This window comes from Streptomyces sp. NPDC085932 (assembly GCF_044540525.1).
In the GTDB taxonomy this organism is placed as follows: domain Bacteria; phylum Actinomycetota; class Actinomycetes; order Streptomycetales; family Streptomycetaceae; genus Streptomyces; species Streptomyces levis.
Genome location: NZ_JBITSJ010000004.1, coordinates 4,425 through 31,011 on the forward strand (window position 1 = coordinate 4,425; position 26,587 = coordinate 31,011).

24 protein-coding genes and 2 pseudogenes are annotated in these 26,587 nt (G+C 73.0%); 11 read left to right on the forward strand and 15 right to left on the reverse strand.

Translation table 11 applies throughout. From position 1 onward, the window contains the following. Positions 1 to 152: 152 nt before the first annotated feature. From ACIGAQ_RS20270 to ACIGAQ_RS20280, 3 genes are all read right to left on the reverse strand, one after another. Entirely contained in the window at positions 153 to 1,127 is a 975-nt protein-coding gene (locus ACIGAQ_RS20270) for a methyltransferase domain-containing protein (RefSeq protein ID WP_399784671.1), read from the reverse strand. Positions 1,128 to 1,184: 57 nt separating this feature from the next. Next, positions 1,185 to 1,673, reverse strand: a complete 489-nt coding sequence (locus ACIGAQ_RS20275) for an EamA/RhaT family transporter (RefSeq protein WP_311689057.1) — start codon at positions 1,671 to 1,673, stop codon at positions 1,185 to 1,187. A 217-nt stretch (positions 1,674 to 1,890) separates the two neighbouring features. After that, on the reverse strand, positions 1,891 to 2,226 hold the full coding sequence (locus tag ACIGAQ_RS20280) for an SH3 domain-containing protein (protein WP_399784674.1): 336 nt from the start codon (positions 2,224 to 2,226) through the stop codon (positions 1,891 to 1,893). 181 nt (positions 2,227 to 2,407) lie between these two features. Between ACIGAQ_RS20280 and ACIGAQ_RS20285 the strand changes: the two genes are divergently transcribed. Continuing rightward, positions 2,408 to 4,552: a serine/threonine-protein kinase gene (locus ACIGAQ_RS20285; RefSeq protein ID WP_399784677.1), complete on the forward strand. Its 2,145-nt coding sequence runs from the start codon at positions 2,408 to 2,410 to the stop codon at positions 4,550 to 4,552. Positions 4,553 to 4,775: 223 nt separating this feature from the next. On the opposite strand, the gene ilvD is transcribed toward ACIGAQ_RS20285, so the two are convergent. The 4 genes from ilvD to ACIGAQ_RS20305 form a co-directional block, all read right to left on the reverse strand. After that, positions 4,776 to 6,629, reverse strand: a complete 1,854-nt coding sequence (gene ilvD / locus ACIGAQ_RS20290) for a dihydroxy-acid dehydratase (RefSeq protein WP_094057010.1) — start codon at positions 6,627 to 6,629, stop codon at positions 4,776 to 4,778. A gap of 138 nt (positions 6,630 to 6,767) precedes the next feature. Next, the gene (locus ACIGAQ_RS20295; protein ID WP_311689065.1) at positions 6,768 to 7,394 is read right to left on the reverse strand and encodes a TetR family transcriptional regulator; all 627 of its coding nucleotides are present in this window, start codon (positions 7,392 to 7,394) and stop codon (positions 6,768 to 6,770) included. Further along, entirely contained in the window at positions 7,391 to 8,215 is an 825-nt protein-coding gene (locus tag ACIGAQ_RS20300; RefSeq protein WP_309096665.1) for a sugar phosphate isomerase/epimerase, read from the reverse strand. Before ACIGAQ_RS20300 ends, ACIGAQ_RS20295 begins: the two co-directional genes overlap by 4 nt. A 95-nt stretch (positions 8,216 to 8,310) precedes the next feature. Then, on the reverse strand, positions 8,311 to 9,243 hold the full coding sequence (locus ACIGAQ_RS20305; RefSeq protein WP_399784681.1) for a Ppx/GppA family phosphatase: 933 nt from the start codon (positions 9,241 to 9,243) through the stop codon (positions 8,311 to 8,313). A 71-nt stretch (positions 9,244 to 9,314) separates the two neighbouring features. Here ACIGAQ_RS20305 and ACIGAQ_RS20310 point away from each other — a divergent pair, with 71 nt between their 5' ends. Further along, positions 9,315 to 10,115: a hypothetical protein gene (locus ACIGAQ_RS20310; protein ID WP_311689069.1), complete on the forward strand. Its 801-nt coding sequence runs from the start codon at positions 9,315 to 9,317 to the stop codon at positions 10,113 to 10,115. An 8-nt stretch (positions 10,116 to 10,123) separates the two neighbouring features. On the opposite strand, the gene ACIGAQ_RS20315 is transcribed toward ACIGAQ_RS20310, so the two are convergent. Continuing rightward, positions 10,124 to 11,845 (reverse strand): hypothetical protein, encoded by a 1,722-nt coding sequence (locus tag ACIGAQ_RS20315; RefSeq protein WP_362286926.1) that lies wholly within the window; start codon positions 11,843 to 11,845, stop codon positions 10,124 to 10,126. A 197-nt stretch (positions 11,846 to 12,042) separates the two neighbouring features. On the opposite strand from ACIGAQ_RS20315, the gene radA reads away from it, so the two are divergent. Both radA and disA read left to right on the forward strand, forming a co-directional pair. Next, positions 12,043 to 13,452: a DNA repair protein RadA gene (gene radA, locus ACIGAQ_RS20320; RefSeq protein ID WP_094057016.1), complete on the forward strand. Its 1,410-nt coding sequence runs from the start codon at positions 12,043 to 12,045 to the stop codon at positions 13,450 to 13,452. Between the two features lie 80 nt (positions 13,453 to 13,532). Continuing rightward, positions 13,533 to 14,657, forward strand: a complete 1,125-nt coding sequence (gene disA, locus ACIGAQ_RS20325; protein ID WP_311689073.1) for a DNA integrity scanning diadenylate cyclase DisA — start codon at positions 13,533 to 13,535, stop codon at positions 14,655 to 14,657. Between the two features lie 157 nt (positions 14,658 to 14,814). Here the strand turns inward: disA and ACIGAQ_RS20330 are convergent, their stop codons facing one another. Further along, positions 14,815 to 15,675 (reverse strand): hypothetical protein, encoded by an 861-nt coding sequence (locus tag ACIGAQ_RS20330; protein ID WP_399784687.1) that lies wholly within the window; start codon positions 15,673 to 15,675, stop codon positions 14,815 to 14,817. A gap of 175 nt (positions 15,676 to 15,850) precedes the next feature. Between ACIGAQ_RS20330 and ACIGAQ_RS20335 the strand changes: the two are divergent. Beyond that, positions 15,851 to 16,494, forward strand: a pseudogene (locus ACIGAQ_RS20335) (phosphatase PAP2 family protein). Positions 16,495 to 16,529: 35 nt separating this feature from the next. Here the strand turns inward: ACIGAQ_RS20335 and ACIGAQ_RS20340 are convergent. Continuing rightward, positions 16,530 to 17,022 (reverse strand): annotated as a pseudogene (locus tag ACIGAQ_RS20340) (response regulator transcription factor); the annotation flags it as partial. Further along, complete coding sequence (locus tag ACIGAQ_RS20345) at positions 17,019 to 17,207, reverse strand: hypothetical protein (RefSeq protein WP_399784690.1); 189 nt, start codon at positions 17,205 to 17,207, stop codon at positions 17,019 to 17,021. The pseudogene ACIGAQ_RS20340 and the gene ACIGAQ_RS20345, both read right to left, overlap by 4 nt. A 283-nt stretch (positions 17,208 to 17,490) precedes the next feature. Between ACIGAQ_RS20345 and ACIGAQ_RS20350 the strand changes: the two genes are divergently transcribed. The 5 genes from ACIGAQ_RS20350 (at position 17,491) to cseC (ending at position 22,160) form a co-directional block, all read left to right on the forward strand. Next, the gene (locus tag ACIGAQ_RS20350; RefSeq protein ID WP_399784693.1) at positions 17,491 to 18,465 is read left to right on the forward strand and encodes an A/G-specific adenine glycosylase; all 975 of its coding nucleotides are present in this window, start codon (positions 17,491 to 17,493) and stop codon (positions 18,463 to 18,465) included. Between the two features lie 318 nt (positions 18,466 to 18,783). Beyond that, on the forward strand, positions 18,784 to 19,323 hold the full coding sequence (locus ACIGAQ_RS20355) for a SigE family RNA polymerase sigma factor (RefSeq protein ID WP_311689083.1): 540 nt from the start codon (positions 18,784 to 18,786) through the stop codon (positions 19,321 to 19,323). Next, a complete protein-coding gene (locus ACIGAQ_RS20360; protein ID WP_394814368.1) occupies positions 19,311 to 19,967 on the forward strand; it encodes a hypothetical protein in 657 nt (218 codons plus the stop codon). Before ACIGAQ_RS20355 ends, ACIGAQ_RS20360 begins: the two co-directional genes overlap by 13 nt. Positions 19,968 to 20,095: 128 nt before the next feature. After that, positions 20,096 to 20,797 (forward strand): two-component system response regulator CseB, encoded by a 702-nt coding sequence (cseB, locus tag ACIGAQ_RS20365; RefSeq protein WP_311689085.1) that lies wholly within the window; start codon positions 20,096 to 20,098, stop codon positions 20,795 to 20,797. A gap of 7 nt (positions 20,798 to 20,804) precedes the next feature. Continuing rightward, positions 20,805 to 22,160 (forward strand): two-component system sensor histidine kinase CseC, encoded by a 1,356-nt coding sequence (gene cseC, locus ACIGAQ_RS20370; RefSeq protein ID WP_399784698.1) that lies wholly within the window; start codon positions 20,805 to 20,807, stop codon positions 22,158 to 22,160. 12 nt (positions 22,161 to 22,172) lie between these two features. On the opposite strand, the gene ACIGAQ_RS20375 is transcribed toward cseC, so the two are convergent. The 3 genes from ACIGAQ_RS20375 to ACIGAQ_RS20385 all read right to left on the reverse strand — a co-directional run bounded on the left by ACIGAQ_RS20375 (position 22,173) and on the right by ACIGAQ_RS20385 (position 24,919). After that, positions 22,173 to 22,619, reverse strand: a complete 447-nt coding sequence (locus ACIGAQ_RS20375; protein WP_311689089.1) for a VOC family protein — start codon at positions 22,617 to 22,619, stop codon at positions 22,173 to 22,175. A 62-nt stretch (positions 22,620 to 22,681) separates the two neighbouring features. Continuing rightward, positions 22,682 to 23,110: a helix-turn-helix transcriptional regulator gene (locus ACIGAQ_RS20380; protein WP_399785859.1), complete on the reverse strand. Its 429-nt coding sequence runs from the start codon at positions 23,108 to 23,110 to the stop codon at positions 22,682 to 22,684. A 207-nt stretch (positions 23,111 to 23,317) separates the two neighbouring features. Further along, on the reverse strand, positions 23,318 to 24,919 hold the full coding sequence (locus tag ACIGAQ_RS20385; RefSeq protein WP_399784702.1) for an MDR family MFS transporter: 1,602 nt from the start codon (positions 24,917 to 24,919) through the stop codon (positions 23,318 to 23,320). Positions 24,920 to 25,042: 123 nt separating this feature from the next. Between ACIGAQ_RS20385 and ACIGAQ_RS20390 the strand changes: the two genes are divergently transcribed. Next, positions 25,043 to 25,639, forward strand: a complete 597-nt coding sequence (locus ACIGAQ_RS20390; protein WP_399784705.1) for a TetR/AcrR family transcriptional regulator — start codon at positions 25,043 to 25,045, stop codon at positions 25,637 to 25,639. Between the two features lie 25 nt (positions 25,640 to 25,664). Here the strand turns inward: ACIGAQ_RS20390 and ACIGAQ_RS20395 are convergent, their stop codons facing one another. Further along, positions 25,665 to 26,378 carry a M23 family metallopeptidase gene (locus ACIGAQ_RS20395; RefSeq protein WP_311689095.1) on the reverse strand — a complete coding sequence of 238 codons (714 nt, stop codon included), beginning with the start codon at positions 26,376 to 26,378 and terminating at the stop codon, positions 25,665 to 25,667. Positions 26,379 to 26,587: the final 209 nt, after the last annotated feature.

Below are 26,587 nucleotides of genomic sequence, written 5' to 3' on the forward strand. Positions count from 1 at the left end.
GGGGACGGTCGACGTCGGGGCGGCCGATGCCGGGGACGGCCGATGCCGGGGACGGTCGACGTCGGGGCGGCCGATGCCGGGGACGGCCGATGCCGGGGACGGTCGACGTCGGGGCGGCCGATGCCGGGGACGGCCGATGCCGGAGCGCGACTTCAGGCGGTAGGGGTTCTGGCGAGCAGGAGGATGACCTCGTAGACCTCTTCGACCCAGCCGTCGGGGAACGTCCTCAGCAGGTGCTCGCGTTCGGTGGCGAGGAAGGCGGCGGTGTGTTCCTGGCCGTGCACCAGGAAGACCGAGTGGCTGCCGATGTTGGCCAGGTGGGTGTCGACCGGGACGCGGCGGCTCCAGCGGACCGTGCGGCGGGTGAAGTCGAGGCGGCCGGCGGGGTCGGCGGCGTGGGCGTTGACGTTGCGTTTCTCGGCCGAGACGTCGATGCCGAAGTGGCGGGCGGTGCGTTCGGCGGCCTCGGCGATCCAGGGGACGTCCAGGGCGTCGGTGTTCCACCACAGCGCGAGGGCGCCGCCGGGGCGCAGGACGCGGAGGGCCTCCGGGATCGAGCGGGCCGGGTCGGTCCAGTGCCAGGCCTGGGCGTAGGTGACGAAGTCGAGGGAGGCGGTGGCCAGGGGAAGGTCGTCGCCGGTGCCGCGGACGAGGGGGATGCCAGGGTGTGCGCGGCGGAACTGGGCCGCCATGCCGTCGCCGGGTTCCACGGCGACGACGTCGGCGCCGCGGGCGGGCAGGAGGGCGGTGGCTATGCCGGTCCCGGCACCGACGTCCGCGACGCGGGAGCGGGCGAGGGGCCGGCCGGCCAGGGCCTCCACCGCGTCGAAGAGAGGTGGGGGGTAGGTGGGGCGGTTGGCCGCGTACTGGGCCGCGGCGGCGTTGAAGGAGTGGGCCCTCGCGGAGCGCGGGGCCGGCTGGGGGGCCGGGGGGTGTGGGGGGTGTGGGGGCGAGGGCTGTGTGGCCGCGCGCTGTGTGACCGAAGGCTGTGTGGCCGCGCGCTGTGTGGGAGGGGGTTGTGTGGCCGAAGGCTGTGTGGTCGAAGGCTGTGTGGCCGCGTGTTGTGACGTGGGGTGCTGGGGTTGTGGGGGCGTGGCTTCGGTGGGGGTGCGGGCGGAGTCCGTCATACCGCCATGGTGGCCGGGGGCCGGAGGCCTGGCGGTGAGTTTTCGGTGTGAGCGGCGTCAGGCGCGGCGCTTCTTCGAGGGGTTGCCCGTGCGGCGGGTCGAGCGCTTCTCGTGCTGTTTGCGCGCTGCCTCGTACTCGGCGCGGTGGAGCCCCTCGCCCGGGGCCTCGGTGAGGGAGCGGAAGAAGTAGGCGAGGAGGGAGCCGACGAAGCCGATGGAGAGGAGGCCGCGCAGGGATGCCTGGCGGTCGGGGTCGGGGCGGCGGGTGAAGCCGTCCCAGGTGTGGCGGAAGGCCATGGCGCTGCAGACGGCGAACATGACGATCATGAGGAGCGAGACGAAGCCGCCGATCGCGGCGATCTGCAGGCCCTGGTAGGCGAGGCGCAGGACGACGCACGCGGCGACGGCCGCGGCGAGGGAGCCGGCGGCGACGGCGGCGCGGCGGGCGGCGTAGCCGTTGTCGTGGTGCAGCCAGGTCGTGCCGAAGAAGCGGAGGGGTTCGGGCTGCGGGCCGTCGTGGGTGGGGGTGCCGGTCTCTGTGCTCACGGCTCGATTATGGCTCTCCCGGGTGCCCGGGGTGCCTGCGGTGGTCCCTGCGGGTGGGCGGGGTGCGCGTCCAGGCCCGCGCAGCGGCAGCGGCGGTGGGTCGAGGCCGCGCCTGCGGATGAACCCCTCGTCGTCCCGGCCTGGACGGCCCCTGCGGATCGACACCCTGCACGGCGATGTGGCCCGCAGTGGGGGCGGGCCACACCGGCCTGTGCGGTCAGGAGCAGCGGGGGCGGATGTAGCCGTCGCTGCCCGTGTTCACATAGGCGTCCGAGACGTACTGGCCGCTCGCGATGTTGTCCCAGATGTTCGTCGTGCCGTAGGGGCCCGTGATCCACGTGCCGGGTGTCTGGCAGTGGATGGCGACACGGGATCCCGCGGGCAGGACCTTGACGATCGGGTAGCCCGTGCCGGGGCCGCTGCGGACGTTGACGCTGACGCCGGGTGCGATCGGGAACGTCGTGGCCGCTGCGGCCAGTGTGGTGACCACCGGCGCGGCGGTCCCTTCCTCCGGCCGTTCGGTGCGCTCGATCTCGACAGGCTCGACTGACATGGTGTACCTCCCCCGTTGACCCCATGGCTGCCATGGGGTCCCGTTGATTCCCCCGCATCACGCCTTCAAACACGTGTGCGTGACTTGCCGGTGGAGGCTGGCAAGCCGCCTCTGTCCCGAACGACTCATCGACTAGGCTCCGTGCGTCGCGCGCGCGGACGAACAGCACGGGGGTGGTTCCATGGCGCCACAGCGAAACGCCGGGGCGGGCGCGGAAGCGGAACTTCCTGAATACGCCGGTCACTACCGTCTGGAGTCCTGCCTGGGCTCGGGCGGGATGGGCGTGGTGCACCTGGCCCGGAGCACCTCCGGGATGAAGCTCGCCGTGAAGGTCGTGCACGCGGAGTTCGCCAAGGACCCGGAGTTCAGAGGGCGTTTCCGGCAGGAGGTGGCAGCCGCCCGGCGGGTCAGCGGGGCCTTCACCGCGCCGGTCGTGGACGCCGATCCCGAGGCCGGGCGGCCCTGGATGGCCACGCTGTACATCCCGGGTCCGACACTCGCCCAGGAAGTGAAGCGGAACGGGCCGCTGGCGCCGGCCCAGTTGCGCCGGCTGATGGCCGGGCTCGCGGAGGCCCTCCGGGACATCCACCGGGTCGGGGTCGTGCACCGGGATCTGAAGCCGAGCAACGTGCTGCTCGCCGAGGACGGACCGAAGGTCATCGACTTCGGCATCTCCCGCCCGGCGGACAGCGAGTTGCGGACCGAGACCGGCAAGCTCATCGGCACCCCGCCCTTCATGGCGCCCGAGCAGTTCCGGCGGCCGAGGGAAGTGGGGCCCGCCGCCGACGTGTTCGCCCTCGGGTCCGTGATGGTGCACGCGGCGACCGGGCGGGGGCCGTTCGACTCCGACAGCCCGTACGTCGTCGCCTACCAGGTCGTGCACGACGAGCCCGAACTGACCGGCGTGCCGGAGGAGTTGGTGCCGCTCGTGCGGCGCTGTCTCGCCAAGGAGCCCGAGGACCGGCCCTCGCCCGACGCGTTGATGCGGGAACTGCGCTCGGTGGCCGCCTCGTACGACACGCAGGCCTTCATACCGCAGCAGCGGGTGGAGGAGCAGCCGGTGGGGCAGGCGGCGGAGCGGGGTGAGCCCGTGCCCGTGGTCGCCTCCGGCGACGAGGGCGAGGAGCGTGTGGAGAAGGCCGCCCGGCGGCGGTTCGGCAGGCGCGGGGTTCTGGTCGCCGGGGCGGTCGGGCTGGTCCTGGCCGGGGCGCTGGCGTCGGTGTCGCTGGCCGGGGGCGGCGGTCCGGCCCCGGTCACCTCGCCGCGGACGACGGCTGCCGCGTTCTCCGGCTGGGAGGCGGAGCCCGTGGGCCGGGAGGGCGTGCCGCAGTGCTCGTACGCGAAGGGCTTTCTGCTCTGCGCCCGGAACGGGGTGGTGTTCGCCCTCGATGCCGCGGACGGCCGGGTGCGGTGGCGGCACGCGCTGGAGGGGGCCGATGCCGCGGGGCCGCCGGCCGGTCCGCCGGTCGTGACGGACGGTCTGGTGCTGGCGGGGCTCGGGCAGGGGCGAGGGCTGACCGCGCTCGACATCGCCTCGGGTGACGTGGTCCGGGACGCGGAGCTGCCCGTCCACGGGGGGTTGCGGGCCGTGGACGGCATGGTCCTGCTCACCGCGTCCGACGGCACGGTGAGCGGGGTGGAGGCCGCCTCCGGTGAGGTGAAGTGGAGCCATCGCGTCGCGGGCCAGGACGTGCCGTACTTCGTGTCGTTCGCCGGTGATCCGCTGGCCTACGCGGCGAGTGTGTCCGGTGACGGGGGCAGCACCCGGGTCACGGCGGTGGATCCGCGCTCGGGCGACGTGCGGTGGGACGCGCGGCTCGACGGCGGTCTGGAACCGCTCGGGACGGTGGACGGGGCGGTCGTCTTCCTCTCGGTCGACGCGGTCACGCAGGAGACCCGGGCCGTGGTGCGCTACGACCCCCGGAGCCGGAAGAGCGTGCGGGTTCCGTTGCGGGTGCCGCTGCAGCAGGCGATGGGCGGTGTGCGCGGGGACGTCGTGCACCTCATGGCGACGGGCGGTTCGCTGGTCGCGGTCGATCTGGCGGCGCGCGAGGAGCTCTGGCGGCTGGAGACGGGCGTCGTGCGGGGGTCCAGGCCGGTCGCCGACGACCGGCATGTGTACGTCACCGCGCCGGACGGGCGGCTGCTCGGCGTCGACGCGCGGCGCGGAAAGCTCCTCGGGGAGACGCCGCCACGGCTGGGGACGCGGTCGGACCGGGTCCCGGCCGCCCTGCCCGAGCCGGTGGTGGTGGGTGACCGGGTCTACGGCAGCGCACCCGACGGGACGGTCTTCGCCGTCAGCGGGCGCGCTCCGGCCGGCTGGTAGGACGGCACGGACGAGACCTCCCGGTGGCAAGGCGCGGCACGGCGGAGGCCCCCGGTCACGAGGCGCGGCACAGCCGAGGACCCCCCGTTGACGAGGCACGGCACAGCCGAGGACCGCCCCAGGCGACAAGGCGCGACACGGGCAAGGGCCGCCCCCCGTGACGGGAAGCGGCCCTCGGCCGGATGTTCCAGGCCGGATCGTGGCCGATCGCGGTCGCGTCGGCTCAGCCCAGCTTCGACACGTCCCGGACGGCGCCCTTGTCCGCGCTGGTCGCCATCGCCGCGTAGGCGCGCAGGGCGGCCGACACCTTGCGGTCGCGGTTCTTCGGGGCGTACCGGCCGTTCAGGGCCTGCTCGCGGCGGGCCAGCTCGGCGTCGTCGACCAGGAGGTCGATCGAGCGGTTCGGGATGTCGATGCGGATGCGGTCGCCGTCCTCGACCAGGGCGATGGTGCCGCCCGCGGCCGCCTCGGGCGAGGCGTGGCCGATGGACAGGCCCGAGGTGCCGCCGGAGAAGCGGCCGTCGGTGACCAGCGCGCAGGTCTTGCCCAGGCCGCGGCCCTTCAGGTACGAGGTCGGGTAGAGCATCTCCTGCATGCCGGGGCCGCCCTTGGGGCCCTCGTAGCGGATGACGACGACGTCGCCGTCCTTGACCTGCTGGGTGAGGATCTTCTGGACGGCCTCCTCCTGCGACTCGCAGACGACCGCCGGGCCCTCGAAGGTCCAGATGGACTCGTCGACGCCGGCCGTCTTCACGACGCAGCCGTCCACGGCCAGGTTGCCCTTGAGGACCGCCAGGCCGCCGTCCTTGGAGTAGGCGTGCTCGGCGGAGCGGATGCAGCCGCCCTCGGCGTCCTCGTCCAGGGCCTCCCAGCGCTCGGACTGGGAGAAGGCCTCGGCGGAGCGGACGCAGCCGGGGGCGGCGTGCCACAGCTCGACGGCCTCGGCGGACGGGGAGCCGCCGCGCACGTCCCAGGTCTTCAGCCAGTCGGCGAGGGAGGGGCTGTGCACGGAGTGCACGTCCTCGTTGAGCAGGCCCGCGCGGTGCAGCTCGCCGAGCAGGGCGGGGATGCCGCCCGCCCGGTGCACGTCCTCCATGTAGTACGTGCGGTCCTTGGCCACGTTCGGGGCGACCTTGGCCAGGCACGGCACGCGGCGGGAGACCTCGTTGATCTCCTCCAGGCCGAAGGGGACGCCCGCCTCCTGGGCGGCGGCCAGCAGGTGCAGGATCGTGTTGGTGGAGCCGCCCATCGCGATGTCGAGGGCCATGGCGTTCTCGAAGGCCGCGAAGGACGCCACGCTGCGCGGCAGGACCGTCTCGTCGTCCTGCTCGTAGTAGCGGCGGGTGATGTCCATGACGGTCTTGGCCGCGTTGACGTAGAGCTGCTTGCGGGCGGTGTGCGTGGCGAGGACCGAGCCGTTGCCCGGCAGGGACAGGCCGATGGCCTCGGTCAGGCAGTTCATCGAGTTGGCGGTGAACATGCCGGAACAGGAGCCGCAGGTCGGGCAGGCGTTCTCCTCGATGCGGAGGATGTCCTCGTCCGAGATCTTGTCGTTCACGGCGTCGGAGATCGCGTCGACCAGGTCGAGTGTGCGGACCGTGCCGTCGACGAGGGTGGCGCGGCCGGACTCCATGGGTCCGCCGGAGACGAACACCGTGGGGATGTTCAGCCGCAGGGCCGCGTTGAGCATGCCCGGGGTGATCTTGTCGCAGTTGGAGATGCAGATCAGGGCGTCGGCGCAGTGGGCCTCGACCATGTACTCCACGCTGTCCGCGATCAGGTCGCGGGAGGGCAGGGAGTACAGCATGCCGCCGTGGCCCATGGCGATGCCGTCGTCCACGGCGATGGTGTTGAACTCGCGCGGGATGCCGCCGGCCTCCCGGACGGCCTCGCTGACGATCCGGCCGACCGGCGCGAGGTGCGTGTGGCCGGGGACGAACTCCGTGAAGCTGTTGGCGACCGCGATGATCGGCTTGCGGCCGATGTCCGCACCCGGTACACCGGAGGCGCGCATCAGGGCGCGGGCGCCCGCCATGTTGCGGCCGTGGGTGACTGTGCGGGACCTCAGCTCGGGCATCGTCGCTCGCTCCTTCAGAGACTGCGTCAGAGGATTCGGGGATTTCTGACTGCTGTCGAGCGTACGCCGCTCATCCAGAGGGCGGGACGCGCTGTCCGGAATACGGGACGACTGTCTCGTCGGCGGCACACGCGGGGCTCACGGATCGGTCAGGTGTCCCTGGACGACCGGGGCCAGCCGGGCGATGATCTGCTCCGGGTCCGCCGAGGCCAGCGGTTCGACCCTGATGACGTAGCGCAGGATCGCCGTGCCCACGAGCTGGGCGGCGGCCAGCTCGGCCCGCAGCTCCGCGTCGGGCAGGTCCAGGCGTACGGCGATGCGGCGCAGCACCTGGGTGGCGACGATCCGGCGGAAGACGGCGGCGGCGGTGTCGTTGGTGAGGGCGGAGCGGACGATGGCGAGCAGGGGCGCGCGGGTCGCCGGGTTCTCCCAGACGCCGAAGAAGAAGCGGGCCAGCCGCTCGCCGACGCCGTCGAGCGGGCCCTCCTCGATGGCCTTCGGGGCCTGCAGCGCGGGTCCGAAGGACTGGGTGATGGCCGCTTCGAAGACCTGTTCCTTGGTGCCGAAGTAGTGGTGCACGAGGGCCGAGTCGACGCCGGCGGTCTTGGCGATGCCGCGCACGGACGTCTTCTCGTAGCCGCGCTCGGAGAACTCGTCGCGGGCGGCGGTGAGGATGCGGTCGCGGGTGTCGGCCGACTCCGTGCGCGGAGGGCGGCCGCGGCGGCGGGCGGCCGGTCCGGTGCCGGCCGGGGGCCGGTCGGTCATCGGCGCGGCACCTTCGCGGCCGAGGCCAGGTGGAGGCGGGTGAAGGCCAGGGCCTCGGCGAGGTCGGCCTCGCGCTCCGCGCTCGACATGGCGCGGCGGGTGTTGACCTCGATGACGACGTGGCCGTCGAAGCCGGTCAGGGCGAGCCGCTCCAGCACCTCGGCGCAGGGCTGCGTGCCGCGGCCGGGCACCAGGTGCTCGTCCTTGGCGGAGCCGCGGCCGTCGGCGAGGTGGACGTGGCCGAGGCGGTCCCCCATGCGGTCGACCATGGCCAGCGCGTCGGAGCGGGCCGTCGCCGTGTGGCTGAGATCGATCGTGAAGTGGCGGTAGTCGTCCTTCGTGACGTCCCAGTCGGGGGCGTAGGCGAGCATCTCGCGGTCGCGGTAGCGCCAGGGGTACATGTTCTCGACGGCGAACCGCACGTCGGTCTCGTTCGCCATGCGCCAGATGCCCGTGACGAAGTCGCGCGCGTACTGGCGCTGCCAGCGGAACGGGGGGTGGACCACGACCGTGCTCGCGTCCAGCTTCTCGGCCGCCGCGCGGGCCCGCTGGAGCTTCGTCCACGGGTCGGTGGACCACACGCGCTGCGTGATGAGCAGGCAGGGGGCGTGCACGGCCAGGATCGGGATCCGGTGGTAGTCGCTCAGTCTGCGCAGGGCCTCGATGTCCTGGCTGACGGGGTCGGTCCAGACCATGACCTCGACTCCGTCGTAGCCGAGGCGCGCGGCGATCTCGAAGGCCGTGGCCGTCGACTCCGGGTAGACCGAGGCCGTCGAGAGGGCGACCTTCGCGTCCGGGATCTTCACGGCTGGCTCTGCCATGCAGGACAGATTACGGGGTGCGGCGGGCAGGTCGTGGGGTGCCCGTTGGCCGTTGTGGTGATTGCCACGTGGTGGATCCGCGCGCGCCGGGTTCCCTACGCCGACTCCATGTGGTCGAGCCGGCGCAGGATCACGCCCTCGCGCAGCGCCCACGGGCAGATCTCCACGCACTCCACGCCGAACAGGTCCATCGCGGCCTCGGCCACCAGGGCACCGGCCAGCAGCTGGCCCGCCCTGCCCTCCGAGACGCCGGGCAGTTCGGACCGTTCCCGCTCGGTCATGCCGGACAGCTTCGGGACCCAGCTCTCCACGGACTCGCGCTTGAGTTCCCGCTGGACGTAGGGGCCCTCGGCGGAGCGGGCGGCGCCGGCTATGCGGGCCAGTTGCTTGAAGGTCTTGGACGTGGCGACGACGTGGTCGGGGGCGCCGAGCCGGCTGAACTCGCCGACCGTACGGGCGATCTCCGTGCGGACGTGGCGGCGCAGGGCCCGGACGTCGTCGGGGGCGGGCGGGTCGCCGGGCAGCCAGCCGGCGGTGAGGCGGCCGGCGCCCAGGGGCAGGGAGGCGGCCGCGTCGGGCTCCTCGTCCATGCCGTAGGCGATCTCCAGGGAGCCGCCGCCGATGTCCAGGACCAGCAGCTTCCCGGCCGACCAGCCGAACCAGCGGCGGGCCGCGAGGAAGGTCAGGCGCGCCTCCTCCTCGCCGGTGAGGACCTGCAGCTCGACGCCGGTCTCGGCGCGCACGCGGGCGAGGACCTCGTCGGCGTTGCGGGCCTCCCGGACGGCGGACGTGGCGAACGGCAGGAGGTCCTCGACGCCCTTGTCCTCGGCGGCCTGGAGCGCCCGGTGGACGACCGAGACCAGCCGGTCGACACCGGCGGGGCCGATCGCGCCGTCGGCGTCGAGGAGCTGGGCGAGGCGCAGTTCCGCCTTGTGCGAGTGCGCGGGCAGCGGGCACGCGCCGGGGTGCGCGTCCACCACGAGCAGATGCACCGTGTTCGAACCCACGTCGAGGACACCGAGTCTCATGTACGGAACGCTACTGCCAGCGGGGCCGTCCGCCGTCCTCGGTGCGGGGATACGGCCCGTACCCTGGAGGCGTGCCAAAGACGAAAAAGGCCAAGCGCGACAAATCACCGGGCGTCGCGGTCCCCGACGAGCAGGGGCTCGACTTCGCTCGCGCGTGGGTGGAGTTTCCCGATCCGGCGGACGACGAGCAGGTGTTCCGCTGCGATCTGACATGGCTGACCTCTCGCTGGAACTGCATCTTCGGCAGCGGCTGCCAGGGCATCCAGGCCGGCCGCGCGGACGACGGGTGCTGCACCCTGGGTGCCCACTTCTCCGACGAGGACGACGAGAAGCGCGTCGCCGAGCATGTGGCCAGGCTCACGCCGGACATCTGGCAGCACCACGCCGAGGGCACGGCCAACGGCTGGGTCTCCGAGGACGAGGACGGCGACCGGCAGACCCGGCCCTTCCAGGGGTCCTGCATCTTCCAGAACCGGCCGGGCTTCGCGGGCGGCATGGGCTGCTCGCTGCACATCCTCGCCCTCAAGGAGGGCCGTGAGCCGCTGGAGACCAAGCCGGACGTGTGCTGGCAGCTGCCGGTGCGCCGGACGTACGAGTGGATCGACCGGCCCGACGACACGCGTGTGCTGCAGGTGTCGATCGGTGAGTACGACCGGCGCGGCTGGGGCCCGGGCGGGCACGACCTGCACTGGTGGTGCACCTCGGCGACCTCGGCGCACGGGGCGGGCGATCCGGTGTACGTCTCCTACCGGCCCGAGCTGATCGAGCTGATGGGCAAAGCCGGCTACGACCGTCTGGTCGAGCTGTGCGAGGAGCGCCTGGCCTCGCAGCTGCCGCTCCTCGCGCCGCACCCCGCGGACCCGGTGGTCTGAGCCGGGCCCTACGAGGTGGCCGGGCTCGGGTCGCCGCTGCCCGGGGGCGGGGGCGTCGAGCCCGCCGGCTCGGTGGGTTCCGGGTCCGTCGTGGGCGTGGGGTCCGGGTCGGGCGACGGGGGCGGTGTGGTCGGCGTCGGGTCCGGGTCCGGGGCGGACGTCGTGGGCGTCGGGTCGGGCCGGGTCGAGGGCGGCTCGGCCGGGCTGCTGGGGCGCGGGCCGGGGCCCGGGGGGCTGGGCGCGCTGCCGTAGCCCTCGATGTGGACGACGGCTCCGACGGGGGCGACCGCCACCTGCGCGTGCCAGGGGCCGGCGGGCTCCCGCAGGTGGTCGACGTACACCTTGATCGTCAACGACTCGCCGGGGCGGAGCGTTCCCGAGGACTGGCTGAGGTAGAGCCAGTGGGCTCCCGTGGTGGCCGACCAGCGGACCGGCGCCGTCCCGGTGGCGGTGAGGGTGACGAGGGTGGTGTCGCCGCTGTTGTCCGCCGTGACCTCCAGGGCGGTCCCGCGGCCGGCGCCGGCGACGCCGATGACCTCGACGGAGACGTCGGCCTTGCCGTCCTTGCCGAACCGGGGGGCGGGCCGGGTGCCGGCGTTGCCGGTGTTCTCGTAGCCGCCGCCGGCCATCTCGCCGTCCAGGGCGAACGGGTCGTCCGCCTCGCGCGCGGAGGCCGAGCGGCCGTCGTGGCCCTCGCCGATCGGGGTGCCCCGGTAGGCGGCCCACAGGGCGAGCACGGGGGCGGCGACGACGGTGGCGACGACGGTCGTGGTGACGGCACGCGCGCGAAGCCGGTCCCGGCGGGCGGCGTGGTCCTTGGGGTCCATCGGGAAGCCGCGCCGGTCGAAGCGTGGCCCGGCGCTCCGCGCGCGCGGGTGGTGCGCCATGGCGACGTGCAGCGCCGCCCGGGGCGCCGGCAGGACGGGCAGTTCGGCGGGGGTGACGCTGTTGCCGGGCCAGCGGCCGGGGACGGCGCGCTCGGCGGCCCGGCGGCAGCGCGGGCAGTCGTCGACGTGGCGGACGAGCTCGCGGCGCAGCGCCGTGCCGAGCACCAGCCGGTCGTCGCCGACGAGGTGCGCGACGCTCGGACACGCCCCGGTCTCGACGACGGCGAGGGCCGCACGCGTGCGTTCCACCTCGCAGGCGGCGGAGGCGAGCAGGTCGCGGGCGGCCGCCTCGTCCATGCCGAGCACGGCGGCGACCTCACCCGCGGCGAGGTGGTGGCGCACGGCCAGTTCGAGCGCCTCGCGCTGCTCCGGGGTGGTGCCGGCGGCCTCCGGCCAGGCCAGCAGGGCCAGTTCGCGGCGGCGCCGCTCCTGGACCTCCTCCGAGAGGCCCGGGGCGGCCTGCCGGTCGGCGCGCTGCCGGTCGGAGCGGCCCGCGGCGTGGCTGCTCTGACGTTTCTGCTTGGCCTCGGCCAGCTTGCGCAGGCACGCCCAGCGGGCCAGCGCGTAGAGCCAGGCCCTGCGGTCCGCGGGCGCGTCGGGGACGTGCCGGCCGCGGCGCTCGGCGAGGGCGAGGACGTCGCCCAGGGCGGCGGTCGCGGCGTCGTGGTCGCACAGCACCGACAGGCAGTAGGTGAACAGGCCGTCCAGGTACGGCTCGTAGCGCGCGGGCGGACGCTGCGCCAGCGTGCGCGCCGCCCCTCGGTCGCGCGCTTCCCGGTGCGCCCGATGCGCGCCGGCCGTGCGGGTCGAGCGGGTCGAGATCTCCGGAGAACTGCTCATCATTCGGCGACCGTAGGCGGCCGGGAGGGGCGCCTTCCGACGGCTTGAGCACATTTAATCCGTACGGGTGAAACGATCCCTCAAACGGGGACACGGGCCCCTGGCTCCGGCCCCCGCGGGGGGTGGCGGAGCCCTGGCGCGTGAGCGGCCGGCGCCGTCCGGTGGCCGCGTTGTCAGTGGCGGGGGCTACGGTTCGGTCCATGGCTGCCCGTACGAAATCCACCAAGGACCGCCCGTCCTACCGCTGCACCGAGTGCGGCTGGCAGACGGCGAAGTGGCTCGGCCGCTGCCCCGAGTGCCAGGCCTGGGGGACGATCGAGGAGTACGGCACACCCGCGGTCCGCACGACGACCCCCGGCCGGGTCACCACCTCCGCCCTGCCCATCGGCCAGGTGGACGGCCGCCAGGCAGCCGCCCGCACCACGGGCGTGCCCGAGCTGGACCGCGTGCTCGGCGGCGGGCTGGTCCCGGGCGCGGTGGTGCTCGTCGCGGGCGAGCCCGGCGTCGGCAAGTCGACGCTCCTGCTGGACGTGGCGGCCAAGTCGGCGAGCGACGAGCACCGCACGCTGTACGTGACGGGCGAGGAGTCGGCGAGCCAGGTCCGGCTGCGCGCCGACCGCATCGGCGCCATCGACGACCACCTGTACCTGGCGGCCGAGACGGATCTGGCGGCGGTGCTGGGCCACTTGGACGCGGTGAAGCCCTCGCTGCTGATCCTGGACTCGGTGCAGACGGTGGCCTCCCCGGAGATCGACGGCGCGCCCGGCGGCATGGCCCAGGTACGCGAGGTCGCCGGGGCCCTGATCCGGGCCTCCAAGGAACGCGGCATGTCCACGCTCCTGGTGGGCCACGTCACGAAGGACGGCGCGATCGCGGGCCCGCGCCTGCTGGAGCACCTGGTGGACGTCGTCCTGCACTTCGAGGGCGACCGGCACGCCCGCCTGCGGCTCGTACGCGGCGTCAAGAACCGCTACGGCACCACCGACGAGGTCGGCTGCTTCGAACTGCACGACGAGGGCATCACGGGCCTCGCGGACCCGAGCGGACTTTTCCTGACACGCCGGGCGGAACCGGTCCCCGGCACCTGCCTGACCGTCACCCTGGAGGGCCGCCGCCCCCTGGTCGCCGAGGTCCAGGCGCTCACGGTCGACTCCCAGATCCCCTCCCCGCGCCGCACCACCTCCGGCCTGGAGACCTCCCGCGTCTCGATGATGCTGGCGGTGCTGGAACAGCGGGGCCGGATCAGCGCCTTGGGCAAAAGGGACATCTACTCCGCGACGGTCGGCGGGGTGAAGCTCTCGGAGCCGGCGGCGGACCTGGCGGTCGCCCTCGCCCTGGCGAGCGCCGCGAGTGACACACCTCTCCCCAAGAACCTCGTCGCGATCGGCGAAGTGGGCCTCGCGGGCGAGGTGAGACGAGTCACGGGCGTGCAGCGCCGCCTGGCCGAAGCCCACCGTCTGGGCTTCACGCACGCCCTGGTACCGGGCGATCCGGGGAAGATCCCGGCGGGCATGAAGGTCCTGGAAGTCGCGGACATAGGGGACGCCCTGCGGGTCCTCCCCCGGTCCCGTCGCAGAGAGGCCCCACGGGACGAGGAGGGTCGCCGGTAGACTTTGCCCTGGTCTCGCCCGTCCGTGCGAACCGAGCGCGCGACACGGGGGCGCCCAGAACCTGCGACCGGAGGAGTGCAGTGGCAGCCAACGACCGGGCATCAGCTCCCGGAAAGTCCGGCGGGAGTGCCGGCACCGATGGCCTGATGCGCGCCTCCCTGAGCGCCGTGGCACCCGGCACCGCCCTCCGCGACGGCCTGGAGCGTGTGCTCCGCGGCAACACCGGCGGTCTCATCGTGCTCGGCTCCGACAAGACGGTCGAGGCGCTGTGCAGCGGCGGTTTCGTGCTGGACGTCGAGTTCACCGCGACCCGTCTGCGCGAGCTGTGCAAGCTGGACGGCGGCATCGTGCTGTCGTCGGACCTGTCCAAGATCCTGCGCGCGGGCGTGCAGCTCGTCCCGGACCCGACGATCCCCACGGAGGAGACGGGCACCCGGCACCGCACGGCGGACCGCGTCAGCAAACAGGTCGGCTTCCCCGTCGTCTCGGTCTCGCAGTCGATGCGCCTGATCGCCCTGTACGTCGACGGCCAGCGCCGCGTCCTGGAGGACTCGGCGGCGATCCTGTCCCGCGCCAACCAGGCCCTCGCGACCCTGGAGCGCTACAAGCTCCGCCTGGACGAGGTCGCGGGCACGCTGTCCGCGCTGGAGATCGAGGACCTGGTGACCGTCCGGGACGTCTCGGCGGTCGCCCAGCGCCTGGAGATGGTCCGCCGCATCGCCACGGAGATCGCCGAGTACGTGGTGGAGCTCGGCACGGACGGCCGGCTGCTCGCCCTCCAGCTGGACGAGCTGATCGCGGGCGTCGAGCCGGAGCGCGAGCTGGTCGTGCGGGACTACGTCCCCGAGCCCACGGCCAAGCGGTCCCGCACGGTCGACGAGGCCCTCGCCGAGCTCGACGCCCTCAGCCACGCCGAACTCCTCGAACTGCCCACGGTCGCCCGGGCGCTGGGCTACACCGGCTCTCCCGAGACGCTGGACTCGGCGGTCTCCCCGCGCGGCTTCCGGCTGCTCGCCAAGGTGCCGCGCCTGCCCGGCGCGATCATCGACCGCCTGGTGGAGCACTTCGGCGGTCTGCAGAAGCTGCTCGCGGCGAGCGTGGACGACCTGCAGACGGTCGACGGCGTGGGCGAGGCCCGGGCGCGCAGCGTACGCGAGGGGCTCTCGCGGCTGGCCGAGTCGTCGATCCTGGAGCGGTACGTCTAGCGCGCGAGGCGCACGGACCGACGACGGACAGAGCCCCTGGACGGCTGAACGGCTGAGGGCGGTACCCGGTGCGGGTACCGCCCTCAGCCGTCCGTGCCGCCGGCCCGGGACGTGGGCCTGCTTCGGCCGAGGGACGAACGCAACCGGCCGGACGGGCTCAGTCGGCGGACAGCACGAACGACGTCTGCACCTTCGCGAAGCCCGGGGTCTTGGCCTCCACCAGGTAGGTGCCGGTCTTCGCCGAACCCGCCGGGGGCGTGGCGCACTCGGGGGCGCTGGGCTTGCGGTCCCACTTCACCATGTAGGTGATGTCGCTGCCCGCCGGCACCCGGAACACCTGGCGCGCGGCCGCCTTGGGGCAGTCCGCGGAGGACCAGTAGTCGTCGTCGCCGCCGGCCGGGGTGACGGTGAACACCGCGCTCTTCGGCCCGAGGTCGATCTTGCAGTCGTTGCCCGAGATGTTCCGCGCGGTCAGCAGGAACGTGGGCGTCTTCTCGGGGTCGTACGTGTTGTTGCGGCTGCGCAAGCTCAACTTGACCACGCTCGCGGTGCAGTCGGGCAGGGTGGAGCCGGCCGGCAGCGTGTCGCCCGCGCCGACGCCGCCCACCGTGCTGCCGTCCCCGGAGCCACCGGCGCCGCCCGACCCGGCGGATCCGCCGGAGCCGTCACCGGACCCGTCCCCCGAACCGCCGTCCGAGCCACCGCCGTCCCCGGAGCCGTCGCCCGAGCCGTCACCGGACCCGGACGACGAGCCGCCCGAGCCCGAGCCGCCCGACTCGTCGCGTCCGCCGGGGGCTTGGCTGATGGCCGGACCCGAACTCGACGGGCCGGGCGTGATGGAGGGCGCGGGATTCTTGCCGTTGGCGCCGTTGTCGCCGTCCTTGCCGCCCCCGCCGCCCATGGTCACGATCCAGGTGATCAGCAGCGCCAACAGGGCGACCACAGACACGAGTACGACCCTCCGACGCCAGTAGATGGAGGAGGGAAGCGGCCCGACCGGATTGCGCAGAGATCCCACGGCGCAAACCTTACGAGAGAACGGCGCGTTCGCTTGTCCCACCCGCCGCTCGGGGCACAACTTTTCCGGATCATCATCCCGGAAGAACGCCGCCCCACCCCTGTCTTTCGACAGGTACGGCACCCGACGATCGCAGGGTGTGACGGTTTCGGGCCGCGGCCTACCGTCCGTGACCATGACCTTCGACGACACCGCGCGCTACCGCGACCTCACCGACTTCGCCCGTGACACCCCGATGTGGGTACGGCAGAGGGCCGAACTGTGGACGGAGGCCGGGCTGCTCGTGTTCGTCGCGCTGTTCGCCGCCGCGTGGTGGCGCGCCCGTCACGACGGTCCACGGGCGTTCGCGATCGCGGTCCTTGCACCTCTGGCCACGGCAGGGGCGTACGTGTGCAGCGAGTTGCTCAAGTCCGTGGTGACGGAGGAGCGTCCGTGCCGTGCGGTCGCCGGTGCGGCGGCGTCCCTGGCCGCGTGCCCGCCGCACGGCGACGGGTCGTTCCCGTCCAACCAAGCGACGATCGCGGGCGGATCGGCCGTCGCCCTGGCCCTGGTGCGGCGCGCGCTGCTGCGGCTGACGGCCCCGCTCGCCCTGCTGATGGCCTTCTCCCGGGTCTTCGTCGGCTGCACTGTCCGCACGACGTCCTCGCCGGGCTGGTGCTGGCCGCCCTGGTCGCACCGGTCGCGGTCCGGCTGGGTACGGGGCCCGTGACGCGGCTCAGCGGCGCGCTGCGCGGCTCGTCGGCCCCCGTCGTGCGCTGGCTGGTGGGACCGCGCCGTCCGGCTCACGCACGGTCCTACGAGGTACGCGCCGGGCGTTGACGGGGCGCCCGGGGCGTGGAGGCGGCGGGAGCGGGGCCGAGCACTTCGCGTTCGCGGGGGCTCAGCACCGCCACGCGCGCGGGCCTTCGCCTCACGGGTGAGCCGGTCACCGCCGAGGCCCTCGTCGATGACGTACCGGGCCACCTTCGGCGACAGGAGCGCGGCGCCCGCCGCCACCGCCCGTACGCCCGCGATGAGTTCGTACGGGTCGCCGGACTTCAGCAGGAACCCGGTGGCGCCGCCGCCCAGGGCGCGGGTCCCGTAGGAGCCCTCGGAGAGGGTGGTGAGCATGGCGACGGCCGTGCCGGGCACGGTCCGTACGATCTCCTCCGCCGCGGTGAGACCGTCCAGGCGCGGCATGCGGATGTCGAGCAGCGCGACGTCCGGGCGGTGGGCGCGGGCCAGTTCGACCGCCGCGCGCCCGTCACCGGCCTCGGCGACGACCTCCGTCCCGTCGTCGCTGCCCAGGATGGCGCGCACCCCGGCACGCACCATCGCCTCGTCGTCGGCCGGCAGTACGCGGATCACCGTGCGAACTCCGCGTATTCCTCTCGCCCTTCGCCGGACAGGCCGACGCGCGGGACGGCGTCCTTGGCGACCAGCCGCCCGGCCCGGAAGCACAGTCCGAAGTGGTCGACGGAGACGAAGAGTTCGCCGCTGGCGCGGTAGTGATGGCAGTCGGCTCCGGCAGGCGGTTCAGGGGCCCGTCCCACGGGCGGGTCGTGCACCTCGCGCCCGGGCAGCACGCGCGCGACCCCGGCGGCCGCCGCGCCCGGCTGGAGCCGCGCGTAGACGGCGGGCGAGAGGACCGAGTGCGTCGGCGTACCCCGCGACAGCGGCGACAGGCCCCCGTGGACGGCGGCGTACCGACGACAGAGACGGTGGGCCTCGTCGGCGACCTACCCCGCGACAGCGGCGACGGGCCTCGTCGGCGGCGTGTCCCATCGGTGGCGGTGTGCCCGCGACGGCGTCCGTGCGTGGCACCATCGGAAGGTCATGACTGCTCCCACGAAGCCCTCGCACCCCGACCCCGCCGAGACCCCCGCCGTCCCGTCTGCCGCCGCCGCTTCCCCCGCCGTCCCTTCTCCGGTGTCGCCCGGCCCGGACCTGCACTCCCCCGTCATCGACTGGTTCGACGAGAACGCCCGCGACCTGCCCTGGCGGCGCCCCGAGGCCGGGGCGTGGGGCGTGATGGTCAGTGAGTTCATGCTCCAGCAGACGCCGGTGAGCCGTGTCCTGCCCGTCTACGAGCAGTGGCTGGCCCGCTGGCCGCGCCCCGCCGACCTCGCCCGGGAGGCACCCGGCGAGGCCGTGCGCGCCTGGGGCCGGCTCGGCTACCCGCGTCGCGCCCTGCGGCTGCACGGCGCCGCCGTCGCGATAACGGAACGGCACGGCGGTGACGTACCGGCCGACCACGCCCAGCTGCTGGCGCTGCCCGGCATCGGCGAGTACACGGCCGCCGCCGTCGCCTCCTTCGCCTACGGACAGCGCCACCCCGTGCTGGACACCAACGTGCGCCGGGTCCTCGCCCGCGCGGTCACCGGCGTGCAGTACCCGCCCAACGCCACCACCGCCGCGGAACGCAGGCTGGCCCGCGCACTGCTGCCCGACGACGAGCCGACCGCCGCGCGCTGGGCCGCCGCCTCCATGGAGCTGGGCGCGCTGGTGTGCACGGCGAAGAGCGAGTCGTGTCACCGCTGCCCGATCGCCGCGCAGTGCGCGTGGCGGCTGGCGGGCAAGCCGGCGCACGACGGTCCGCCACGCCGCGGCCAGACGTACGCGGGCACCGACCGGCAGGTGCGCGGACGGCTGCTCGCCGTGCTGCGGGACGCGCACGGACCGGTGCCGCAGGCGGCCCTGGACCGGGTGTGGCACGAGCCGGTGCAGCGGGCCCGCGCCCTCGACGGGCTCGTCGCCGACGGTCTGGTGGAGCCGATGGCGGGCGGGCTGTACCGGCTGCCCCTGGCCTGACGCACCGGGACGTCCCCGACGTACAGGACGCCGACGCACAGGAACGTCACAGACGCTCCCCCGCCCTCACCGAGCCACCACGGTGGGCAAATCACCCCATAACGGCATCAACAAGCCCACCGTTTTACCCCGTTCCGACATCCGTTACACAACCGACGGACAGCCGAGCGCTGGCCGCAGGCTGCTTCGGACAGCGCCGTGACAACGCCTCCGTACCTTCAGATGCGTTCCCGGAAGACACGGGACGACTGAGGACCACAGGCAGTGCACGGGCGGCGGGGAGCCGGCCCGGAACGGGGAAACGGGAGGCGGTTCACCATGGCGCAGGGCGAGGTGCTCGAGTTCGAGGAGTACGTCCGCACCCGGCAGGACGCGCTGCTGCGCAGCGCCCGCCGCCTGGTCCCGGACCCGACGGACGCGCAGGACCTGCTGCAGACGGCTCTGGTGCGGACCTACGGCCGCTGGGAGACCATCGAGGACAAGCGGCTGGCCGACGCCTACCTGCGCCGGGTGATGATCAACACCCGGACGGAGTGGTGGCGGGCCCGCAAGCTGGAGGAGGTGCCCACCGAGCAGCTCCCGGACGCCTCGGTCGACGACTCCACCGAGCAGCACGCGGACCGCGCCCTGCTGATGGACATCCTGAGGGTGCTCGCCCCGAAGCAGCGCAGTGTCGTGGTGCTGCGACACTGGGAGCAGATGTCCACGGAGGAGACGGCCGCCGCCCTCGGCATGTCGGCCGGAACGGTCAAGAGCACGCTGCACCGGGCGCTCGCCCGGCTCCGCGAGGAGCTGGAGTCCCGCGATCTGGACGCACGCGCGCTGGAGCGTGAGGAGCGGGAGCGGTGCGCGGCCTGACCGGCGAGGGTTCCCCGGAGAACCGGGGCGGCTTCCAGGCGGTGATCACGGCACTGGCCGTGTTCGCCGCCCTCGCCCTTTTCGCGTCCTCGTGTGCCGCCGGCGGCACCGGTGCCCGCGACGAGGGCCCGGCGCACGCCGACTCGGTGTCGGGTGCCGCCGCGGCCAGCCCGACCGCGGTGCCGTCGAAGACCCCCGACGCCGTGAACGCGGTCGCGCTCGTCAAGGACGACCCGAAGGTCGCGCCGGAGGTCAAGCGGGACCTCAAGCCGTGCGTGGCCGACGAGTACCCCGTCGACGTCTCCTACGGGAAACTGACCGGCGGCTCGGCCGACGATGTCGTCGTCAATGTGCTGACCTGCGGTGACGCGGTGGGCGTGGGCAGTTATGTGTACCGCGAGCAGGACGGCTCGTACCAGAATGTGTTCAAGGCCGAGGAGCCCCCGGTCTACGCGGAGATCGACCGCGGCGACCTCGTGGTCACCAAGCAGGTGTACGACAAGGGTGACCCGGTGTCGAGTCCCTCCGGGGAGAACGTGATCACGTACCGCTGGTCGTCGGGCCGGTTCGAAGAGGAGTACAGCACGCACAACGACTACGGGAAGGTCGTCGGCGACACCCCGTCGCCGGCGCCCGCGAGCTGACGCCGCCGCACGGCCGCGTGAACCGTTCGGGCGCCCCGGACCGATGACTCGGTGAACGCGGCGCCCGTTCCCCGCGTCACAGCGAAGAGAACGCACCCCACGAACCACAGAGGACAGAGAGCACCGGGATGGCAGACCAGACCCACGTCCTGTTCGTCGAGGACGACGACGTCATCCGCGAGGCCACGCAGCTCGCCCTGGAACGGGACGGCTTCGTGGTCACCGCCATGCCCGACGGGCTGTCGGGTCTGGAGGCGTTCCGGGCCGACCGCCCCGACATCGCGCTGCTGGACGTGATGGTCCCCGGCCTGGACGGGGTCAGTCTGTGCCGCCGCATCCGGGACGAGTCGACCGTGCCGGTGATCATGTTGTCGGCCCGGGCCGACTCCATCGACGTGGTGCTGGGTCTGGAGGCGGGCGCCGACGACTACGTGACCAAGCCGTTCGACGGCGCCGTGCTGGTCGCCCGGATCCGCGCGGTGCTGCGGCGGTTCGGGCACGCGGGCGGGGGCCGCGGCGAGGAGCGGGCCGCCCCGGCCGACGGCGGGGTGCTGACCTTCGGGGACCTGGAGGTCGACACCGAGGGCATGGAGGTCCGCCGCGCCGGGCAGCCGGTGGCGCTGACGCCGACGGAGATGCGGCTGCTGCTGGAGTTCTCCTCGGCTCCGGGCACGGTGCTCTCCCGGGACAAGCTGCTGGAGCGGGTGTGGGACTACGGCTGGGGCGGGGACACCCGGGTCGTCGACGTGCACGTGCAGCGGCTGCGGCAGAAGATCGGCCAGGACCGGATCGAGACGGTCCGGGGCTTCGGCTACAAGTTGAAGGCCTGAGCGGGGTATGAGGGGGCACTTCCGGCGCCTGGCCGCCGCGGGTCTGGAGCGCGCGGGCATCCGCACGGGCCTGAGATGGAAGCTGAGCGCGGCCATCGCGCTGGTCGGTGCGCTGGTGGCGATCGCGCTGAGCCTGGTCGTGCACAACGCCGCGCGGGTGTCGATGCTGGACAACGCGCGCGACCTCGCCGACGAACGGATCATGATCGCCCAGCGCAACTTCGAGCTGTCCGGGCGGATGAACTTCCCCAACACGAAGATCGACGACCCGAACCTCCCGGAGGAGCTGCGGGACCGGGTCGAGGCCGGCCAGCGGGCCACCTACGTGGCGGACCGGCCAGGTGACGCGCCGGACATATGGGCCGCGGTGCCGCTGAAGAACGGGCACGTGATGTCGCTGCACTCGGGCTTCACGGACCGCAGCTCGGACATCCTGAAGGACCTCGACCAGGCCCTGGTGATCGGGTCGATCGCCGTCGTCCTCGGCGGCAGCGCGCTCGGCGTGCTCATCGGCGGGCACCTGTCGCGGCGGCTGCGCAAGGCGGCCATCGCCGCCAACCAGCTCGCGGGCGGCGAGACGGACGTGCGCGTGCGGGACGCCATGGGCGGGGTCGTCCGGGACGAGACCGACGACCTGGCGAGCGCGGTGGACGCCATGGCGGACGCCCTGCGCCAGCGCATCGAGGCCGAACGGCGGGTCACCGCCGACATCGCGCACGAGCTGCGCACCCCGGTGACGGGGCTGCTGACCGCCGCCGAACTGCTGCCGCCCGGCCGCCCGACCGAGCTGGTGCTGGACCGGGCCAAGGCCATGCGCACACTCGTGGAGGACGTGCTGGAGGTGGCCCGTCTCGACGGCGCCTCGGAGCGGGCGGAGCTGCAGGACCTCATGCTGGGCGAGTTCGTCGCCCGGCGGGTGGCGGCCAAGGACCCGGACACCGAGGTGCGGATCGTGCACGAGTCGGAGGTCACCACCGACCCCCGGCGCCTGGAGCGTGTGCTGTTCAACCTGCTGGCCAACGCCGCGCGGCACGGCAAACCGCCCGTCCAGGTCACCGTCGAGGGCCGGGTCATCCGGGTGCGCGACCACGGCCCGGGCTTCCCGGAGGACCTGCTCGCCGAGGGGCCGAGCCGCTTCCGCACCGGCAGTCAGGACCGGGCCGGGCACGGCCACGGGCTCGGCCTGACCATCGCGGCCGGGCAGGCCCGCGTGCTGGGCGCCCGGCTGACCTTCCGCAACGTCCGCACGCCGGGCGCGCCGGCGGGCGTGCCGGCCGAGGGCGCGGTGGCGGTGCTGTGGCTGCCGGAACACGCGCCGACGAACACGGGCAGCTACCCGATGCTGCCCGGGTCCGGCACGTAGGAGCCGTCCGCTTCAGCAGGACCAGTCCTGGTCCATGTCCAGGCCGCCCTCGCGGGGCTGGGTGAACGAGAACCAGTTGCCGGAGTCGTCGCGGAACAGCGCCTCCGTGCCGTACGGGCGCTCCTGCGGCTCCTGGAGGAACTCCACGCCCCGGTCCTTGAGCTTCTGGTAGTCGCCGTGGATGTCGTCGGTGGTCAGCACGCCCGCGCCGAGCGCGCCCTTGGTCACCAGCTTGCGGAGCATCTCGGCGGACTCGGGGTCCATCGCGGGCCCGCCGGGCACCATCAGGGTGAGCTCGACGTCGGGCTGGTTCGGCGAGCCGACCGTGAGCCAGCGCATGCCGCCCTCGCCCATGGTCATGTCCGTACGGACCTCCAGGCCCAGCTTCTCCGTGTAGAACTCCTTGGCCCGGTCCTGGTCGAGGACCCAGACGGTCGAGATGGCGAGACCCTTGATCATGGCGTGCTCCTGCTGCTTCGCGGCCGGTCGTGCTTGCCCTGCCACCGTAGGCAGCGGGGGTGTCAGCGCGCTTCTCCGGAATTGCGCTGCTCGTCGGCGGGGGCCGGGGCGGAGCGGAAGCCGCCGGCCCAGAGCATGGCGTAGCAGCCGGGTATGAGGGCGGCTCCGCGGCCGACGTGCCGGGACCGGTACGCGCTGGGCGACAGGCCCGTCCACGCCTTGAAGCGGGCCGAGAACGTGCCGACGCTGCTGAAGCCGACCAGGTGGCAGATCTCCGTCACCGACAGGTTCGCCGTGCGCAGCAGGTCCTCGGCCCGTTCGATCCGGCGGTGCGTGAGGTACTGGCCGGGGGTCTCGCCGTAGGCCTCCTTGAAGGCGCGGATGAAGTGGTACCGCGAGTACCCGGCGTGCGCGGCCACCGTGTCCAGGTCGAGCCCGGGGTCGGCCCAGTCCCGGTCCATGGCGTCCTTGGCGAGCCGGACCTGCCGCATCCTGTCCATGCGACCGATGGTGACACCAGGGTCCGACACCGGCCGGTCCGCGCCCGCACGGCGGCACGGACACGCCCGCCGCTTCCCCCCGTGTCGGCGGGACCCGGGTGCGGGCACGGGCGAGCCCCCGGGGCCGGAGTCCCGGGGGCTTGTGTGCGGGCCGCTGTGCCGGTCGGCGTGCGGGCATCGCCGTAGGTGCGGCGGCGGTCAGACCGCCTCGGCCACCGGGGCCGGAGCGGCGGCCGGGTCGCCGGCCTTGCCGTCCTCCGCCGCCTTGGGCCCCGCTCCCTTCAGCGGCACCTCCTTGACGAAGACCGCCGCCGCCAGGGCGAGGACCGCCACCACGGCTCCCAGCAGGAACGCCGAGTGCGTGCCGGCGGCGACCGCGTGCTGGTACGCCTCCCGGGCGGCCTCCGGCAGCCTGGCCAGGCTCGCCTGGTCGAGCTGGGCGGACTGCTCGGTCACCTTCGACCCCAGCGCCCCGGCCCGCTCGGCCATGACGTCCTGGACGCGGTGGTTGAACAGCGCGCCCATGATCGCGACGCCGAAGGAGGAACCCAGGGTGCGGAAGAGGGTGGTGGACGAGGACGCGACGCCCATGTCCTTCATCTCCACGCTGTTCTGCGCCACCAGCATGGTGATCTGCATCAGGCAGCCCATCCCGAGGCCGACCACGGCCATGAAGACACCGGAGGTGAACCGCGAGGTGCCCGTGTCCATCGTGGACAGCAGGTACAGGCCGACGATCATCAGCGCGCTGCCGAGCACCGGGAAGATCTTGTACCGGCCGGTGTTGGTGGTCACCCGCCCGGCGACCATCGACGTCACCAGCATCGCGCCGAGCATCGGCAGGAGCAGCAGCCCGGAGTTGGTCGCGGAGGCACCCTGCACGGCCTGCTGGTAGAACGGCAGGAACAGCGTGGCGCCGAACATCACGAAGCCCGTGATGAAGCCGATGACCGACATCAGCGTGAAGTTCAGGCTGCGGAAGATGTGCAGCGGCAGGACCGGCTCCGCGGCCCGCGTCTGCCAGAACACGAACCCGACGAGCGCGGCGACGCCGATCCCGATCAGCTCCATGATCCGCGCCGAGGTCCAGGCGTACTCCGTGCCACCCCAGGTCGTGACCAGCACGATCGCGGTGATGCCGACGGTCAGCAGCACGGCGCCCAGGTAGTCGATGCGCGCCTGGGCCCGCTTCTTCGGCAGGTGCAGCACGGCGCTGACGGCCACCAGCGCGACCACGCCGAGCGGCAGGTTGATGTAGAACGCCCAGCGCCAGCCCCAGTTGTCGGTGATCGTGCCGCCGACCAGCGGGCCGCCGATCATCGCCAGCGCCATGACGCCGGCCATCATGCCCTGGTACTTGCCGCGCTCCCGGGGCGGGATCAGGTCGCCGATGATCGCCATGACGCCGACCATCAGACCGCCGGCACCCAGGCCCTGGACCGCGCGGAAGCCGATGAGCTGGCCCATGTCCTGGGCCATGCCGCTGAGCGCCGAGCCGATCAGGAACAGGACGATCGACGACAGGAACGTGCCCTTGCGGCCGTACATGTCGCCGAGCTTGCCCCACAGCGGGGTGGAGGCGGCGGTGGCGAGCGTGTACGAGGTGACCACCCACGAGAGGTGTTCGAGCCCGCCCAGCTCACCGACGATCGTCGGCATCGCCGTACCGATGATCATGTTGTCGAGCATCGCGAGCATCATCGCGATCATCAGCGCGAGGAGCACGACCCGCACGCTCCTGGGCTGTTTCCCCCCGGTGCCGGCGTCGGCCGCCACCGTGGTGTCCGTCGTGTCCGCCATCGCTTCCCACTCCCCCAGCTACCGCTACTTACTTGCCGACCGGCTAGTGAATACACTCGGAAGCTAGCCGCGGAACTAGCCGGGCGTCAAGTAAGTTTTATGGAAAGCGAGCGGCGTAGGAGGATGGGCGGCACCATGGACGGCACCAGGCAGCGGCGCCGCGGGGACACCCGCCGGCGCATCCAGGACGTGGCCCTCGAACTCTTCGCGGAGCAGGGCTACGAGAAGACGTCCCTGCGCGAGATCGCCGAGCGCCTGGACGTCACCAAGGCGGCGCTCTACTACCACTTCAAGACGAAGGAAGAGATCCTCGTCAGCATCTTCGAGGACCTCACGCAGCCGATCGAGGACCTGATCGACTGGGGGCGGAGCCGGCCGCACACGCTGGAGACCAAGCAGGAGATCATCCGCCGCTACGCCGACACGCTCGCCCAGGCGGCACCGCTGTTCCGCTTCATGCACGACAACCAGGCGTCGGTACGGGACCTGCGGATCGGCGAGTCCTTCAAGGCGCGCGTGCACAGCCTGCGCGACATCATCGTCGACCCGGACGCGGACCTGGTCGACCAGGTCCGCTGCGCGAGCGCGATCTTCACGCTGCACGCCGGGATGTTCCTGCTCCAGGACGTGGGAGACGACCCCGAGGAGCGGCACAAGGCCGTTCTCGAGGTCGCCACGGATCTGGTGACCCAGGCCCACCGGGCAGCCAGGAGCTCCTAGCGGGCCCGGTCGGCGCGGAGCCGGGTCAGACCTTCACGCCCTTGGCGCGCAGGAACTTCACCGGGTCGACCGCCGTGCCGTAGTTCGGGGTCGTGCGGATCTCGAAGTGCAGGTGGGGACCGCTGGAGTTGCCGGTGTTGCCGGAGCGGGCGATCTCCTGGCCGGTCTTGACGACCTGGCCGATGCGCACGTTCACCTTCGACAGGTGGGCGTACTGCGAGTACGTGCCGTTGCCGTGCTTGATCACGACGGCGTTGCCGTACGCGGGACCGTCACCGGCGCCGTTGGGGCCGGCCTTGACGACGGTGCCGCCGTGGGCGGCGACGACCTGGGTGCCGCTCGGGACGGCGTAGTCCTGCCCGCTGTGGGTGGACTGCCACATGCCGCCGTTCTGGGCGAAGCTCGCGGAGAGCTTGTACTTCTTCACCGGGTCGACCCAGGACGGCTTGGCCTTCTTCGCGGCCGCCTTCTTCGCTGCGGCCTTCTTCTCGGCCGCCTTCTTGGCGGCGGCGGCCTGGGCGGCCTTCTCGGCCTTCACGGCCTCGGCCTTGGCGGCCTTGGCCTGGGCGGCGGCCTGTGCCTGGACGGCACTGGCGGCACCGGACGCGGCCGTGGTGTCGGCGGCGGACGCGACCCCGGCTCCCAGTGCGACCGAGACACCGAGGCCGGCGGCCAGCACGGTCGCACGGGTGCGGAGCTGGGACGTACGGAAGGAACGGGACGTGACGCGCTGGGACATCGAAACCTCGTGGGGAAGGGGACGGAGAAAACCACCCGGCGCGCAGTCGCTCGCCGCATGGCCATCCCTTGGTAACCCGAGGCCCGACAAACTCCCAAAAACGTGATCTACGACAGAAGTTAGTAATTTGGTTCAGTGTTCTACGTCTCTTGACACACCCCTCATTCGGGACGAATCAGGGCATGGGCCTGCACTTCCACCCCTTCCCC